Below are 16,138 nucleotides of genomic sequence, written 5' to 3'. Positions count from 1 at the left end.
GCGTCCCGATGAGCTGGATTTTTGACAAGAAGGCGGTTGCCAACTCGCGCAACCTGAAGGCGCAGTACGACTTCGTGCAGGCGCATCGCATGATGCACGCCAATGCCGAACAGGGCTTTGGCAGCATCCAGATGCCCGGCATGGTCGGTAACGCCTCTGCACCGGTGCCCTATCCGGTTTACGCTGAGATGGACGCGCAGACCAAGGCGATCATGCTCGACCCTAACACTGACGTGCTGCTCAACGATCTGTTGCCACTGGCTCGTCCTCTGGATATCGGCAAGATCGTGCATCAGTACCGTCAGGCGGGCGATGCTGGCGCGGTCACTACCTCTATCTCCGGCCTTGAGCCGATCCCGAACGATCAGACCGCGTACAAGTACGATGGCGCGATTGTCCCGGTTCACCAGTCTGGTTATTACCGCGAATGGCGCGAACTGGCCGGTATGCGTAGCGAAGGCTGGGATGGGCTGATCGACGATCAGGCTGCCTCTACCCGCACCGTACGTCAGCGCATGGCTGACTACGCACTCGATGGCCTGCCGGGCCTGGAGTTCAAAGGCATTCAGTCCTACGGCATCCGTAACGGTGCGAATACGGCAAAGGCCACTATCGGCATCGACATGACTGCCGACACCACTACTGGCGCGCAGATCCGTGGCGAGTTCACACGTCTACGCAACATTCTGCGCGTCGACAACCGTGTCGGTCAGCCGGTGACGGTATACGTCTCGCCCGAGATCAACAGCCAGCTCGACCGCTTCTACTCCGATGACTACCTGTCACGGACGATTCGCGAAGAGCTGCTGCGCCTCGAAGGCATTGCCGCGATCAAGGAGCTGTCTTCTCTCGAAGGCAACGAGTTGATCATGGGTGTGCTTTCTCAGGAGTACATCGTACCCCTGGTTGGCCAGGCTGTGTCCAACGTGGCCCTACCGCGTCAGACGCCGTTCGCTCGCCATCAGTTCATCGTATGGTCTGCGATGGGTATCGAGATCCGCGTCGATGCCAACGGCCGCTCTGCATGGCTGTACGCTGCCGCTGCGTAAACCCACAGGCCCCTTCGGGGGCCTTTGCTTTAGGAGGCTCTATGAGAGTCAAGATCGGGAAACAATGGTTCGACAGCTCTGAGGTGCCGATATGCGTGCAGCTCAGCGAGGCTGATCAGAAAAATATTGCTGCCATTGATCGGACTGTGGCGCCTCAAGGCAAATATGCATCTTTCCCTGACCAGACCGACATGACGCCCGAACAGATGCGGGAATGGATGAACGAAGACTGGAGCGAGGTGTGACATGGGCAAGACAGTTGAGGTACGCGTAACCGCACCGAATCTGTATCGCAATAGCCGTCGCTGCGCCATTGGTGAGACGTTCAATGTCACGCTGAACAATGATGGCGACGTTCCCGTGCTGTATCGCGGCAAGGTCGAGATCGTGGGCGAGAAAATGACGGTCGCAACGCCAGGCGCCAAAGCTAACGTGACTGGCAACCAGCCTGCCGAGCCAGAGCCGGGCGATCTAGATAGCGACAAAGCTGAAGTCGTTCAGGACGACGATGAAGATTTTAAAGTCCGCTACAAAGGCGTGATCGTGGATATCAGTCGCAATCAAATGCGCGAGGACGGCACGCTGACTGCCGGTGGTATCAAAGCGTACGAAGACGCGAAATAAGGAGCCGATATGGCCGTCACCATTACCGCCGCTGACGTTCAGGGTTATGGCATTACTGGCGCTGACGCGATGATCGACGGCTATATCGCGCTCGTTGCTCAGGCCGATACCTGCCTCGACAAGAATAAGGTGCCGGACGAGACACAGCGCCTGCTCAAGATCAACGCCGTGGCACATTTGATGACGCTTGCTCAGGGCGGACAGATCAGAAGTCAGTCCGCTCCATCCGGTGCATCTCGCTCGTTTGCCACGCCTACTGGCCAAGGCATTGAACTCACCAATTGGGGCTCAATGCTTAAGACGCTCGATCGGTACGGTTGTATCACGTCGCTGCTTGAGAATGACAAGGAACGACCGATGGTGATGAGCGTTGGCCCTGGACGCCGTAGGAGCTGCTGACATGTCGAAGACGGCAAATTGGTCTTACCAGAATGTCGCTACCATCTGGCCCGAGGGTGAGCGCGATCCTGTCACGCGTCAGCCTACATGGGGCGAGCCGTTCACCATCGCCTGTACGTTCGAAGCCGGCGGCGATCTACAGGCTGACGATAACGGCCAGCAATTCAGCCCGCGCTATACCGTATATCACGAGGATCAGCGCACCATTGCCGTGGGCAGTCGCATCCTGATCGGTGTCGAGTCAGCTGACACTACACCGCCAAGCAGCGCCGAGAGCGTTCGCCGCACTGGCATGTGGGATATGAGCTTCTTCAATGAAGAACCCGACTTCGTGCTCTGGACGTGACCTATGGCTATCCAAGGCGGCAGCAAGATACGCAGCAATATGCGCCAGACGGTGCGCAACATTGCCGGTGCCAAAACAAGTAAGGTCGTTACCGAATTGCTGATCATCGGTGAAGGCTATGCCGTCAACCTAACGCCAGTCGATACGTCAGCCTTGATCAACAGCCGCTATCGCCGTGTCACGAACAGCGCCACCGGCACGATCGGCCTGATTGGCTACACCTCCGCCTATGCTGCTGCTGTGCATGAGGGACCGGAGCGAAGCTGGCAGAAGTCAGGCGCTGAGGCCGGTTACTTGCGAAAAGGCTTTGAGCGGGACGGCAAGGCCGACTTGGAAGCGCACATACGCAGGAGCTACAAACTCTGATGCGAAATCTACTGGATACCGTGAAAGGCCACCTCGATGCAGGTGGCCTTTTTGATGGCTGGAAGGTCGTCTATTACCGCCTCTATGACGAGGATACGGCAGCAGACGCAGTACCAGTCGTCATGATGCGCACCGATGGCGGCGGCACAGCCAATGAATACGGCCAGCAGCCTGACGTGTCGTTTGCCATCGTCGGCAGCCAATACGGCGACGTTGAAGCCGGCAACCTTGCCCAGGCCATCAAGCTCTACCTGATCGAACACAACACAGCAGATCGCATCGTCAACTTTGAAATTCTCGCCGATGTAATCGGCCCCTCTGCCCTCGATAACGGGCGACCAATGTTCCAACTCAATGTCCGCTGCTGGGCGGAGAACTACTAAGGAGCCGATCACATGGCACTTGAACCAATCCGTAAGTACCTTGGCCGCGAAGTCGTTGTCGAATTCGCCCTGACCGACCCGAACGCCGCAACCAATCCGGGTGAATGGCTGACGCTGGGCGCGGCCCGTGGCAAGGAATGGGGCGCTGAATGGCAAACCACTGATGCTACGACCGATGATAGCCCCGAACTGACGCAAGAGAACCTTGTCACGTACAAGACCTCTGACATCAGCTTCGATGGCCTGGCGACCAAGGACACGACCAAGAACGTTGACCTACTCGAAGAGTACGTCAATGCACCTGCAGCCAACGGCAGCGAGACTGGCTACCCAACCATCTACCTGCGCATCACTGCGCCGCGTACTGACAGCCTGCGCACCTACACAGGCACGGCGCTGCTGACATCCTTCCGCAACAACGCGCCACACGATGACGTGGCCAGCTGGACAATGGAAGGCAACAGCTTCGCCTACACCATCGCAACTGAAACGGCGGCTGCGTAATGACGACACTTACTGCGCAAAAGGCAGGGGCTGGCCCCCTGTCCTTGTCATTCGAAACGCTTGAGGGCGACGATGCGCTCAACTATGACAGCGCCTATGCCCCGCTGCTGATCATCAGCAACGAGACAGAATCGCAGCGCACTGTACGCATCAAAGGCTCTGATGCTGGCGTCCAGACTACGACCGACATGGGCGAACTGGATCTCTCTTCCGGCTACCCGATCGAGGTGCCTGCTGGAAAAACCAAACTCATGCGGCTGACGACAATTGATGCCTACATGAAGGGCGACATCACGATCACCAACGGCCAAGAGCTCAAGGCCGCGCTGATTTATCTAGGTGCATAATGGCAAACGTGTATGCAGGTGAGCTAGGGATAACAACAGGTGACCGGGACTATGTGTTCCGGCCCTCGCTGCTGGCCATGTCAAAACTGGGGACGCCTGAAGAGCTAATCGGCATCCTGCGTGATGTGCAGTTCGAAGGCAGTTATGCCACCTTCCCCTACTCTGCTCATCGTGCCTATGACTTGGCACTTAGCCTGCTGCATGTTTGCCATGTTGGCGAGGATGACCGAGGCCTCGATAGGCTGATCGGTTGCTATCGTGAAGTGAAAGGTCGGCTGCGCTATGTGGCCGGCTCCCTTCCCTTTCGCGATATTCACGTACTGGGCGCCCGGCTGGCGGTTAATGGCATGGTGGGTGCGCCACGCAAGACAAAGAGCGGCGGCAAGCCGTCCAATCGCTTCGATCCTGCCGAGTTTGTAGCGGCTGCACAGGCGCACCTAGGCCTTTCAACAGCTGATGCCTGGCAAATGACAATGATCGAGTTTCAGCGGGCAATAGAGGCAAAATATCCGCCTTCAGAGGCAGAGAAGAAGGAAGTGGAAGCGCCGACACGCGAAGAGGCCGAGGCAACCGTCGCGTATATCGAGCAATTCAGGAAGAGAAAGTTGGCCACAGATAAGAAATAGCACTGCGTAATCGCGACTAGTGTCCATGTCCCAATAAAGATGCCTATATGTAACCAATTCGTAAGTTACAACCCTTCTGAGCGTGGTAGCCTCTTCTATCATAAGTAAGCAATATATTAGGAAGAGCCGAGATGAATCCAATGTATTATCCCCTAGTAGTCGCAGGAACTATTGGTATGTTGGCCCTATCCGGGTGTGGAGATCCTAAAGTTGACACCTCTACCGCTGACTCGATGAAAAATTCAATCAGCCAAGTAAGGAATTCCCTGCCAGCGGATCAGTACGATGAATTTGATAAAGCTCTTCAGATATTGGCTTTTAAAAATGTTAAGACAGAAGATATATTCTCTGGGAAATTAAATAGCGAGCTAGGGAAAAGCGAACTTGAGGCGCGCGTTAGAAACTCTGTCGATGGTAAAACAGGTCAGCAAATTATCGATGAGGCTGACCAAATCCTAGCCGAAAGGAAAAAGAGAGAGTTAGACCAAGCTAAAAAAGAAATCCAAGAACTTGAGAACAAAAAAGCTGAAGCAGAAGTTGCCAAAGATAAGTTGGCACTTTTTAAAATAAAAAAGTCTAGATTTTATAAGCAAGAAAGGCATTACGGTAACGGACAGCCTATCATTGAGCTAACTGTAGAAAATGGTACGGATAATGCGATAGCAAGGGCTTACTTTGAGGGGACGCTAGCGAGTCCGGAGCGTAGCGTTCCATGGCTAAAGGAGTCTTTCAATTACCAAATAGCCGGAGGACTTGAGCCCGGCGAACAGGCTACCTGGTCTCTTGCACCAAACAGGTTTTCTGACTGGGGAAAAATGGATATTCCCTCGGGAGCGGTATTCACTGTTACCGTAGAGCAGCTTGACGGAGCAAATAATGAACCTCTCTACTCCGTAAGAGATTTCAGTGAATATGATAAGAAGAGACTCGAAGAGCTGAAAAGCCAATATGGCGATGATCATATAGACGTAGATAATGATTAGCGTGTGACTCACAGAGCCGTCTTTGGGCGGCTTTTTCATGTCCCAATAAAGACGCCCCGCGCTGCCTAATTCTCAGTTTTTGACCGCTGGCTGCGTGGTAGGCTCTGCTGATAAGCCAATGGGACGGGGATGAGATGAATAAATTGATCATAGCGGCGACCACATGCGCCCTACTCGCCGGTTGCTCTTCAATCGCACCACAAAGCAAATGGGTAGCAGAAGAAACAACTGATTCTTTTTACGGAACTAGCGCATGCACCGTAAAATTTAACGACGCAATGCAAAACATGCCGCTGGCATACGGGGTACGTTATTACCCTTTCGTGGCCAAAGATGCTGATGGTAATGATCTATTCGGGATTGGTAATAACTACAATCTTCCGGTTGGTGATGTATTAATCAAGATTGATAGTAATGAGCCTATCCGAATCAGCCAATCCGAAACGCAAGTTAAGCAAGGTGCTTCATATAAGGCTCCTGCATCTTCTGATAATCCAGCGGTTCAACAGGCTGTAGATAACGCCATGAAGATGAGCAGCCCATATACAACCGCATCAAAAGAAAAGTCGGCCACCATCATTAATGAAATGAAAAGTGGCAAGATTTTAATGGTGAGAGTTATCGGGCTGGGTGTAAATAACTCCACTGCTTCGACAGATGGCACGTATGCGCTAGACGAAACATTAAGTTCAGGATTGTCGCAATGCGGCATATAACCTGAAAAAGAGAAGACAGCCCGGCCATAGCGCCGGGCTTTTTTATGCCTGGAGAAAGATATGGCGTTCGATGCCGGCACTCTGTTCTATTCCGTAGACGCGAAAACTGACGGACTGCTTAGCGCCGAGCGTCAAGTCAATCAGTCATCCCGGCGCATGGAATCAAGCCTTGGCCGGGCAGAGAAAGCAACTCGGAGTTTCAATGGGTCTGTAAGTGATGCGCTCGGCCCACTGGGTAACCTGAAAACATTGGTCGCTGCGGTTGGCTCCGCGATGGCTGCGCAAAAGGTCATTGCCTACGCCGACGCTTGGACCAGTGCGCAGAATTCAATCAGGCAAGTGACGGACAGCCAGCAAGAGCTGACGGACGTTACAGATCGATTGATGCAAGTCGCTAATGATTCACGCTCCAGCTTCGGGGCGACCGCTGATCTCTATTCACGCCTGACACGATCAACGCAAGGGCTTGGCGTCTCACAAGATCGTGTTATTGCCCTGACGGAAACGATCAACAAGAGTTTTGCAGCGTCGGGCGCAACAGCCCAAGAGGCCTCTAATGCCATAGTCCAGCTCGGGCAAGGCTTGGCTGCTGGTGCGCTTCGAGGGGATGAATTCAACGCAGTTGCTGAACAAGCACCCGTTATCCTTCGCGCCGTGGCGGCCCAAACTGGCAAGACCATCGGGCAGCTTCGTGAATTTGCAGCCGAAGGCGGTATTACGGCGGATCTACTCGTCAAGTCGCTTGAAGGCTATGCCGACACAGTTGAGAACGATTTTACTCGAGCTGTGGCGACGTTCGGCCAACAGACTACCGTGGCTAACAACAACCTGATGGAGTTCATCGGCAACAGTCAGGCGGTGCGCACGGTCGTCACATCTGCTGGCGATACACTGGTTTATCTGTCAGAGAACATTGACGATGTAGCGAGTGTTGCATCCCTAGCCGCCACAGCAATTGGCGTGCGTCTTGTTCAGGCGTTGACTGCAGCAGTGGCAAGGCAAGCTGCGGCCGCTTTGGGTGCCGCTTCCCTCACTACCGCCTATAGCACCATGGGTGCTAGAGCGGCTACGTCAGCCATTGCGGTGCGTGGTCTCTCTGCGGCCATGGCGACACTGGGTGGCCCTGTTGGCGTGGCCATTCTCGCAGCCACAGCTATCTATCAGTTCCGTGATTCTCTATTCGGCGCCGAGAGTCGTGCGGCCAAGCTCTCAGCGCGTGTCCAGGAGCTGACCGGAGACATCGACAACCTGACCGACGCGCAGATCGACAACAAGATCGCTGACTTCGGTGGCACGCTCGCTGATCTAGCGACCAAAGCCGATCAGGCGCGCCAGAAAGTGCAGCAGGCGCAGGCAGCGCTTAATGATAACAGCCTCAAGAATAGCGGCGTGCTGGGTGTATCGGGCGTCAATATCACCGGCTACACCCAGGCACAGCAGGAGCTTTCCGGCGTAACCAGCGAGATCGAGGCGCAGAAAGAAGCGATCAAGCAGCTTGAAGCGCTCAAGTCCAGCCGAAATGAACGATCACGCAATACGGTCACACCTCCGGCCACAACAGATGTTGATGACTCAGTGGCCAAGAAGGCAGCAAAAGAGGCCGAGCGGCTGCAGCAAGAATTGGAAAGCCGTCGACGTATGGTCGAGGAAGCACTTGCAACCGAGAGCGAGGCGGCATATCGCGAATATCAAGAGCGTAACCTTGAGATCCAGACGCTCTATGAAGAAGGTAGTGCACAGCAGCAGCAACTACTTGAACGCAACAACGCCGAGTATGCCGCAAAAGTTGCGGAAATGAATCAGGCTGAACTAGAGGCGGAAAAGCAGCATCAAGCTGCCATGCTGCAAGCTCAGCGCGATTCCAACATCGCTCGAATCCAAGAGCTTACCGGTTTCACTGAGCAGGCCGCAGCCAAGATCGTCGAGTTCCAAGAGAATTCGGCTGACCCGTTGACGTTCCTCAACGAGTCGTTAGGCAATGCCTTCACTTCGCTCGATGACACTATATCCAATGCCTTTGCTAATGCCGTAAGCCAGGGTGAATCGCTCAACGATACGTTGCGTTCGATCGGGCAGACCGTACTCGCCTCCTTGCTGCAATCATTCGTCAAGCTGGGCGTGCAAATGGCGCTCAACGCCGCGATCGGGCAAGCAGCACAGACCGCTGCGTCCGCTACTGCTTCCGCTACCGGCGCTTCGATGGCGTCCGCTTACGCTCCTGCGGCGGCACTCGCCTCACTAGCGTCATTTGGTGGGAACGCAGCCCCCGCAGCTGCCGCTCTGATTGGTACGACCGCCCTTTCATCAACGCTAGCCATGGCAGGTGGCCGACAGTACGGCGGTAGTGTCTCGGCAGGCAATGCGTACCGGGTCACCGAAGACGGTAAGCCCGAACTGTACACACAGGGCACACAGTCTTATTTGTTGCCGGGACGCAATGGCAAAGTCACCAGCAACAACGACATGACCAGCGGGAACAGTGGCGGCATCGTCGTGAATGTTCAAAACAACACGAGCGCTGAGGTGACGGCTTCTGACGGCGGCACAGATGCCAATGATCGTCGCATCATCAATTTAGCAGTCAATGAAGTTGCCAGTCAGTTGAGCCGGCGCAGCGGTGCCGTCGCTAGCGGTCTCACGTCCGGGTACAACGTCAAAGGGAAATCGAGCTAATGGCAGTCAATTATCCTAAAGGGCTGCCGCTCATGATGGTGAGCGGTAAGTCGCGGTCGCAGGCGGCGACTTACCGCATGTCCGATCCTGCCGTTGGCCCCGGCTATGTCGAGCGGCTGACCGAGAACACGCCTGTTTTCTGGTCGTTCTCGCTAACGATGACGCGGGAGCAGGCCAACATCTTCAGGATATGGCTGGAATCACCCAACTACTGCGACAAAGGTCTTTCCAGCTTCATCATGCCGGTCAAGACCGAGGAAGGACTCGTCGAGCATGAGCTTCGCTTTACCGTCGATGGCTATCCGCAGCTCAAGAGCGAAACTGGCAACATTCTGACGTATGGCTGTGAGTGCTTCGCTAAACGCCTCGTGCGCGAGTTCGATGATGACGTGATCCTGGAGTGGTCAGAACAATACGGCGCGGCCTACCCGCTGCAGTTCGAATACCTTGATCGTACCGTTAACAAGGAGTGGCCAGATGCCTGAAGCCTCTCTTGAAGTGCGCCAGTTTCATTCGGTCAAGCCGGCCAAGGTTATGCAGTACCTGACCTTCGAGATTTATCACCAGAAGATCGGCAGTCTGCGCTTCATTCAAGGCTTCGATGATCGCGACCTGTTAATAGAAACCGGCGAGACAGTCACCTTCCGCGCCGCTAATTTCGCGGTTTCGACACCGGACCAGACCGATACGCCAGACGCTTCGATTTCAGTCGATCTGGGGCGCGTCGGCAGTCAGGTAAAGATGCAGTTGCGCAAGCTCGACGGAGCCGACTTCTTCAAGCCTGCCTTGCTGACCTATCGGCAGTACCTGTCGAGCGTCACTACCGGCCCGACCAAGGTAATTGCGCTCTATATCAGCGACATCGCTTTTAAAGCCGACACTGTGTCGATCAAGGCAGAAGACGACAATCCCAGCACGCGTGACGTATCGCGGGAATATTCCCCCGTCGACTTCCCCGGCCTGAAAAACATCTAGCGAGTTCCCATGGACAAACAAACCTTCATCGGACGCGTCGTCGGCGCGCCCTGGGTTAATCGTGCCCAAGGGCCGGACGCTTATGACTGCATGGGGCTGGTGATCGCTTATTACCGCGAGGTCGAGGGCGTCGAAGTGGCGCCCATTCCAGCCTTTGAAGATCGCTCCCTAGGCATCGCAGACGGCTACTTCGAGCAGGTCGCGGGTAGTTACTGGCAGCGTGACGATCAGGGCGTTGTCTTTATGGCTTTCCAGAATGATGTGCCTTGCCATATCGGCTTGGTGATCGATGACCGCTGCGTCCACGCCTACGGCGACGAAGAGAAAGGCGGCCAGGTTTTTAACCATCCGCTGCGCGCCATTAGGCGCATGTATTCGCGCCTTGAGTTTTGGAGATATACCGGATGCTGACCATTGTTATTCATCGAGATCCGGTCTCGCGCAATCGTGACTTGGCCGAGGTACCTGCCGGGCGTCGCCTGATCGAGTATATCCAAGAGATGTACGCGCCGGGATTCGGTGGTATCGAGACAGATGTCATCTATAACGGAGTCAATATCACGAGTGACTTGCCCGCATGGGACAGCGTTGCTTGTGATGGAGATGTATTGACCATCGTTCACAATCCGAGCGGCTTGGATCCGATCACGATCACGATTATTGCCGTAGTGGCGCTGGTGGCGCTGCAGTCGTTGATCCCACGTCCAACGATCCCGCAGAGCGCCGACCAGTCCTATACCGAGTCGCCCAACAATTCGCTCAAAGGACAGACCAACATTGCCCGGCCTTATCAGGCTATCCCTGAGATATTCGGGCGCGTAGTGGCTTATCCCGACCTTATTCAGCCATCGATTTATGAATACCGAGACAACCTCAAGTACGTGCGCGAGGTGTTCTGTCTGGGTGTCGGTGAGTACGAGATTCATCAGGTCAGGACCGATCAGTCACCGCTCGATAACGTGCCAGGGGCGAGCTACACCATCCATGGCCCGGGCAGCGTGCCCGAAAACCTTTTGATTGCGCGTGAATCCAACGAGATCAACGGTCAGGAGCTGACTGACCGTAGCGGAACAGCAGACGATCCCGGCGACATTACATGGATTGGCTGGTTCCAGCTGGCAGATTACGCTGAGCAGGTCTGGAATCACTTCCAGCTTCCTCAAGGTTTGCGTGCTGAAGATGGCTCCAGCTTGTTCGTCGAGTGGAAGGTGCAAATTCAGCAGACCGACATTGATGGCAACGTGATCGGCGAAGTCGTTGAGTACACGTATTACAAGGAAGATCGCACGCTAGACCCGCGCTTCTATACAGAGAAGGTTATAGTCGCTCCAGGCTATTACCGCGTTCGTGCAGGCATTTCCAGCGCACCCAGCAAAAACGCGGGCGATAGTCGGCAGGTCAAGTGGGAAACCGCCGTCGCCATTCGCGCCTATAGCGGCTCGGGATTCGGCAACGTCACTACGGTAGATGTTACTACCAAGGCGACCGAATACGCGCTGTCCTCGTCAGAGCGCAAGATCAACCTTGAGTGTACACGCAAGCTTTACAGCTACCGCGACAGTGAATTCACAGGCCGGCGCGGCTTCGCTGATGCGTTCCGCTACACGATGGTAGAAGCAGCTGGGCGCGATCTGGATGAAGTTGACCTTGAAAGTGCCTATGCCATCCAGGATGAATTGCAGGCACGGCAACCTGAACTCAGTTACTTCGACTTCTCGATGGATGACTCGGCGATCAGTCTAGGTGAGCGCGTCAAGACGATCTGTAACGCTGCCCGGGTCGGTGTTTATCGCGACGGCGGCGTGTGGCGCTGCTTTCGCGAAGAAGGTGATAAGCCAGTCGTTGCCATGTTTAATCGCCGCAATATCGCCTCCGGGGACAATCAGCAGCAAACCTACAGTCTACAGCGACCGAGCGACTACAACGGCGTCACACTGGCGTACACCGATCCCAGTGATGACAGTTCTGCCGAGATCCGTCTTGTTATTGATAGCGACGGCAATATCACCGAGGGCCTTGCCAGCCGTCCTAATGAGTTAGATCTGGCCGGTTGCCGGAACAAGATTCAGGCGCAGGACAGAGCATGGATGGAGGCGCTACGCCTGGTTTATCAGAGGCGCAAGATCGTCGATAAGGTGCTGTCGGACGGTTATCTCGTTGATTTCGGTGATCGGGTCAAATACGTGGACATCTACGATACCGCCGAAGCAGAAGGCGAGATCTTAAGTATCGACGGTTATCGCTACACGATGAGTGAACGCGTGGATTGGCAAGCTGGCGTTGATTACGTTGTCTACATGACCGATCAGCAAGGCAACGTCAGTGATGCCGTGCCTGTAACACCTATCGATAGCTTGTCATTTAGTGCCTACATGGGTGACTTCTCGCCCTTTATTTCCGACTTCAACTCAAGGCAGGCCGGTAGCCGATACCTCATCGCGCTGTCATCCGATCCTGCCGCCCATGACTATGTAGTGACTGGGCGCAAGCCCAAAGACAACGGCTTAGTCGAACTTACCCTCCAAAACTATGACGAACGCATGTTCGCTAGGGATTACTAATGGCCGAAGCGCACGCTATCACCCCGACCAGCAACCCTGTCCCGTCCCGCGAATTGCGGGACGCTTTGTTTAACGCGGAGCTATTCGACATTTTGCTGAGTTCGGACACCTACACGGCCTCCAGCCGCCTGGGTAAAGACCTCACCACATATGCCGGCTTCACAAAGCTTTTCAGCGATCTCCGCTATCAGCTTATCGAAGACTTCGATGGTTCTTATCAGCAGGCCTTGGCAGCAAGTGAGCGTGCGGAAACCGCGGCTGATCAAGCTGAGACGGCGGCTACCTCATCTGCCAATTCTGCGCAATCTTCAGCTCAATCGGCGGAAAATTCGCGGACGGCATCTGAAGCCAGCGGCAACATCCTCTTCTATGACACTTACGCTGACGCGAGCGCAGCGACGTTAACAGAAGGCCAAGTCGTCCATGTGTTCATGGATGAAACGCGCCGGAACCGTCAGTCACGCTATCGCCTTGAGAACGGCGAGTTGGTATTCAAAACGCATCCCAACGAGCTTGGAAGTTTCGGTCTGCCCTACTTCGGTCACAGCAAGATCATGACTGAGGCGCCGCTATTCGAACCTAACAGCAACTATGCATCAATCGGCCCACTCACCATCGCCGATGGCATCACCGTAACCATCCCTGAAAACACCGACTGGGTCATTCTTTCTGGCCAGGAGCAAAACTAATGCCTGCTATTCTTCGTCTCGACACTCTCAGCACACCTACCGGCGAAACTGAAATTCCGGTAGCCGAAATAGCTACTGCATCCACTCCGATTCTGGCTACGGGTTCCACGGCAGGTCGCGCTTTGTCTGACCGCTTTGCCGACATTGTTAATGTCAAAGACTTTGGCGCGAAAGGAGACGGTAGTACCGATGATACCGCTGCTTTTCTAGCAGCTATGACTAAAGGCGTCGCTTATGTTCCTGCTGGGAACTATTTCATTGCGTCGACCATTGCGGTCACTCTTAGCCCAACCCAAGACACAGGTCTTGTAGGGACAGGTCCTGAGTCATCTCGTTTGGTGTTCGCAGATGGTGCTGGTATCCGTATTACTGAAGGCACAGAGTCCTTTAGTGCTGGTGATAAGGCCACTTGCCGATTCGAGAAACTAGGTCTGGAAACCCGAGGCCAGGGCACGGCCTCCGCAATCTCTCTCATCAACTCCGATGGTGGTAATGCCTATAGTCTTGACACCTCATTCTCAGATTTACGCTTATCCGGTGTGACTAATGACCTCTATTGGAGTAATGGCATTTATGCAGAGTCCTGTACCTTTGCTAATTTTCGAGACATTCTTTACCAAGGTAAGACCACTGTAGGCGGTGGGACAGCTATCTTCCTAGATGGACAGAAGACCGATGCTTCTGATGTGATCATTGATAATCTTCGTGTGCATGACGGCACTCGTGGCGTACAAGTCAATGGTGGATGGGAAGGCGTTCATGTCTCAAATACCACAATGCTATCCGGGTCTGGTCTTGAGTACGGTATTAACTGGGAAAACTATACTGGAGAACGCAACCCATACCTGTCTGTGGATAACACTCACATTAACAGCACAGGGATCTGTATCCGAGCCATTAACGTTGCTCAGGTAATCGTGAGCTCATGCCTGTTATATGTTGCCAATATAGATGGGAAGCAGACTCGCGGCGTCGTATTGGGAGCGGATGCAGATCAAGGTGGCGATGATCTTAGTCAAATCAAGAATACCACCATCATTGGTGTCAACCAGAACACAACATCAAGCGCTAGTGAGGGCGTTCAGATCGCAGTCAACCAACGCCACGTATCTATTGATATTTCAGCGGAGAATTTGACCACTGGTATCAATGCCGCCACTGATACTGGTGTTGTTATTTCTCCAACAACTCGCCTTTATGCTTGCCGCACTTTTGTGTCAGGTGTTACTGGAACAGGAGAATATCGGCGTGATTCAGGGTCATTCAAAAATCTGGATTTGTCTGTTCAATACGAGAACTCTACAGATAGCCGGTATGACTTTGATATTTCAAATCAGCAGCTACGAGTAGGCACTGCTGTATTTACAGCTGCATCTACAACGGAAACTCGTAGAGTTGAATTGAATAAACAAATGAGAACAGGCGTGGCTACCGCTATAGTGTGTTTCGGGTCTAACCCATCCTCAGACACAGCGAGAGTAACAGCTCCTCGTGACAACACCGCATACACCAACTCATTCGGAATTAGGGTTACAGGCCTGACGGTAGGTGAGTCTTACCGTATAAACTACGTAGCGTATGGATATTAGTATCACTGCCATAGGATATAAAAAGGCCTCCTACCTGGAGGCCTTGCAGATTATTTCTTTTCCAGCACCATAAACCATCTTGGAGGTGTTATTGCAATTCTAACCACTTCGCCTGTTTCAGCCTTATTAAACCTTTCGATGTCCTCATAAAAGCTAATATACGGTAAAGGAGGAATAAAAAAGTCTTTATGTAATGTTGGTATTAATCCAAGAACAAGGACAGCAAGCATCAAATTTGTTTTCACACCTATCTTGTGGACTGCATATAAAAGGAAGCAGAAAAAGGCAAAGTTAGTGATGAAGAAGTATCTCTGACCAGCAAGAGGTATTAACATTATTTCCCATAATGTTAACGGCTCCGATGGCGTAACCATAGGCTTCGACAATGCAAAACCAATCATCACTATTGGGAAAATAACGGCAGCTTTAAATCTCCACTCAGATTTAAAGGTGAAATATATAACGCCTCCTGTAACAAGCAAGAATAGGAGCCATGCAAATAATGGGGTTCGGAGTATACCAACCGCATCATGGGCCTCAGCAAATGTACTTGCGAATATTTTTGCTGAGAATATTTCTACCAACAGTCCAACTGACGCGCCTAAAGGTGCTGATACCCTATCGCTATCAGATATGCTCAACACTGCAATAAGTTGCACAAAGCACAACGCCGCCATAACCAGATCAAACAAATTGATTCTTTTTATAGCATTAACGAACCCGCCCCTTTGAGCTATCCTCTTTATTATGAGGCAAGGAGCTAAAAAAATTACGAACGGCCCGCTTGTTCCACTTAAAAATAGGACAGCAAAGTCGTGAGTTTTCCAATATTTGTTTGCGGCATCCTCGCAAAGTATTACTGCTAGCAAGTATACGGCCAGATACCAATGCGCGTTGGTAATATTAACGTATGCTTCACCAAGGTTAGGCATAACCAAAAAATAAAATGCGGCTACTAACCGGTACTTTAGAGGTATATTGTTCATCCGGCTTGAGAGGATGAACATCACGAAGGCGCATCGCAGAGATATTGCTATAATATTGGCAACAAGCGGCGCGTTACCCACTCCAAATAATATACCAATACCGTAAGCCAGTCTTGATACTGTTTGGTAATAACCATTTTGCGGATGTATAACGCTATTCCAGAATCCATTGTTATATATTTGAGCAAGCCATATATTTCCATCTTCGGCCCATGGCTGAGCATTAAATATAATATCAGCGCGCCTTGATACTATCACAGCGAATAGCGCCAAGAATAAAAAGCTCCAACCGACCAGCATTTTATTATGCGTACCAAACATT

At 53.0% G+C, this 16,138-nt stretch carries 20 protein-coding genes; 19 read left to right on the top strand and 1 reads right to left on the bottom strand.

The features are described 5' to 3' along the window. Positions 1 to 8 precede the first annotated feature (8 nt). The 19 genes from C3Z11_RS11570 to C3Z11_RS11480 all read left to right on the top strand — a co-directional run bounded on the left by C3Z11_RS11570 (position 9) and on the right by C3Z11_RS11480 (position 14,830). Positions 9 to 1,049, top strand: coding sequence for a major capsid protein (locus tag C3Z11_RS11570; protein ID WP_106478114.1), 1,041 nt, complete (start codon positions 9 to 11; stop codon positions 1,047 to 1,049). Positions 1,050 to 1,090: 41 nt separating this feature from the next. Further along, a complete protein-coding gene (locus C3Z11_RS11565; protein ID WP_106478113.1) occupies positions 1,091 to 1,294 on the top strand; it encodes a hypothetical protein in 204 nt (67 codons plus the stop codon). Position 1,295: 1 nt separating this feature from the next. Then, positions 1,296 to 1,673, top strand: a complete 378-nt coding sequence (locus C3Z11_RS11560) for a hypothetical protein (RefSeq protein ID WP_106478112.1) — start codon at positions 1,296 to 1,298, stop codon at positions 1,671 to 1,673. A 9-nt stretch (positions 1,674 to 1,682) separates the two neighbouring features. Beyond that, entirely contained in the window at positions 1,683 to 2,072 is a 390-nt protein-coding gene (locus C3Z11_RS11555) for a DUF7370 family protein (RefSeq protein ID WP_106478111.1), read from the top strand. Between the two features lies 1 nt (position 2,073). Continuing rightward, positions 2,074 to 2,418, top strand: a complete 345-nt coding sequence (locus C3Z11_RS11550) for a hypothetical protein (protein ID WP_106478110.1) — start codon at positions 2,074 to 2,076, stop codon at positions 2,416 to 2,418. Positions 2,419 to 2,421: 3 nt separating this feature from the next. After that, positions 2,422 to 2,784 (top strand): hypothetical protein, encoded by a 363-nt coding sequence (locus C3Z11_RS11545; RefSeq protein ID WP_106478109.1) that lies wholly within the window; start codon positions 2,422 to 2,424, stop codon positions 2,782 to 2,784. Continuing rightward, complete coding sequence (locus tag C3Z11_RS11540; protein WP_106478108.1) at positions 2,784 to 3,167, top strand: phage tail termination protein; 384 nt, start codon at positions 2,784 to 2,786, stop codon at positions 3,165 to 3,167. Before C3Z11_RS11545 ends, C3Z11_RS11540 begins: the two co-directional genes overlap by 1 nt. A gap of 12 nt (positions 3,168 to 3,179) precedes the next feature. Beyond that, a complete protein-coding gene (locus C3Z11_RS11535; RefSeq protein ID WP_106478107.1) occupies positions 3,180 to 3,671 on the top strand; it encodes a phage tail tube protein in 492 nt (163 codons plus the stop codon). Next, complete coding sequence (locus tag C3Z11_RS11530) at positions 3,671 to 4,018, top strand: hypothetical protein (RefSeq protein WP_106478106.1); 348 nt, start codon at positions 3,671 to 3,673, stop codon at positions 4,016 to 4,018. Before C3Z11_RS11535 ends, C3Z11_RS11530 begins: the two co-directional genes overlap by 1 nt. After that, positions 4,018 to 4,644, top strand: coding sequence for a DUF6246 family protein (locus C3Z11_RS11525; protein ID WP_106478105.1), 627 nt, complete (start codon positions 4,018 to 4,020; stop codon positions 4,642 to 4,644). The genes C3Z11_RS11530 and C3Z11_RS11525 overlap by 1 nt, the downstream gene beginning before the upstream one ends. Before the next feature lie 131 nt (positions 4,645 to 4,775). Next, positions 4,776 to 5,627: a DUF6694 family lipoprotein gene (locus tag C3Z11_RS11520; protein ID WP_262927373.1), complete on the top strand. Its 852-nt coding sequence runs from the start codon at positions 4,776 to 4,778 to the stop codon at positions 5,625 to 5,627. Between the two features lie 134 nt (positions 5,628 to 5,761). Then, the gene (locus C3Z11_RS11515; RefSeq protein WP_106478104.1) at positions 5,762 to 6,343 is read left to right on the top strand and encodes a hypothetical protein; all 582 of its coding nucleotides are present in this window, start codon (positions 5,762 to 5,764) and stop codon (positions 6,341 to 6,343) included. A gap of 60 nt (positions 6,344 to 6,403) precedes the next feature. After that, positions 6,404 to 9,016 (top strand): tape measure protein, encoded by a 2,613-nt coding sequence (locus C3Z11_RS11510; protein ID WP_106478103.1) that lies wholly within the window; start codon positions 6,404 to 6,406, stop codon positions 9,014 to 9,016. After that, the gene (locus C3Z11_RS11505) at positions 9,016 to 9,501 is read left to right on the top strand and encodes a hypothetical protein (protein ID WP_106478102.1); all 486 of its coding nucleotides are present in this window, start codon (positions 9,016 to 9,018) and stop codon (positions 9,499 to 9,501) included. The genes C3Z11_RS11510 and C3Z11_RS11505 overlap by 1 nt, the downstream gene beginning before the upstream one ends. Continuing rightward, the gene (locus C3Z11_RS11500) at positions 9,494 to 9,991 is read left to right on the top strand and encodes a DUF1833 family protein (RefSeq protein ID WP_106478101.1); all 498 of its coding nucleotides are present in this window, start codon (positions 9,494 to 9,496) and stop codon (positions 9,989 to 9,991) included. The genes C3Z11_RS11505 and C3Z11_RS11500 overlap by 8 nt, the downstream gene beginning before the upstream one ends. A gap of 9 nt (positions 9,992 to 10,000) precedes the next feature. After that, positions 10,001 to 10,402, top strand: a complete 402-nt coding sequence (locus tag C3Z11_RS11495; RefSeq protein WP_106478100.1) for an NlpC/P60 family protein — start codon at positions 10,001 to 10,003, stop codon at positions 10,400 to 10,402. Beyond that, positions 10,396 to 12,552: a host specificity factor TipJ family phage tail protein gene (locus tag C3Z11_RS11490; protein ID WP_106478099.1), complete on the top strand. Its 2,157-nt coding sequence runs from the start codon at positions 10,396 to 10,398 to the stop codon at positions 12,550 to 12,552. The genes C3Z11_RS11495 and C3Z11_RS11490 overlap by 7 nt, the downstream gene beginning before the upstream one ends. After that, on the top strand, positions 12,552 to 13,241 hold the full coding sequence (locus C3Z11_RS11485; RefSeq protein WP_106478098.1) for a hypothetical protein: 690 nt from the start codon (positions 12,552 to 12,554) through the stop codon (positions 13,239 to 13,241). Before C3Z11_RS11490 ends, C3Z11_RS11485 begins: the two co-directional genes overlap by 1 nt. Then, a complete protein-coding gene (locus C3Z11_RS11480) occupies positions 13,241 to 14,830 on the top strand; it encodes a glycosyl hydrolase family 28-related protein (protein ID WP_106478097.1) in 1,590 nt (529 codons plus the stop codon). Before C3Z11_RS11485 ends, C3Z11_RS11480 begins: the two co-directional genes overlap by 1 nt. Positions 14,831 to 14,880: 50 nt before the next feature. Here the strand turns inward: C3Z11_RS11480 and C3Z11_RS11475 are convergent, their stop codons facing one another. Beyond that, positions 14,881 to 16,137 carry a glucosyl transferase gene (locus tag C3Z11_RS11475; RefSeq protein ID WP_106478096.1) on the bottom strand — a complete coding sequence of 419 codons (1,257 nt, stop codon included), beginning with the start codon at positions 16,135 to 16,137 and terminating at the stop codon, positions 14,881 to 14,883. Between the last annotated feature and the right edge of the window lies 1 nt (position 16,138).

It is taken from the genome of Phytohalomonas tamaricis (genome assembly GCF_003012345.1).
In the GTDB taxonomy this organism is placed as follows: domain Bacteria; phylum Pseudomonadota; class Gammaproteobacteria; order Pseudomonadales; family Halomonadaceae; genus Phytohalomonas; species Phytohalomonas tamaricis.
Note: the sequence above shows the minus strand (reverse complement) of the source record. Positions and strands in the feature narration are given on the sequence as shown.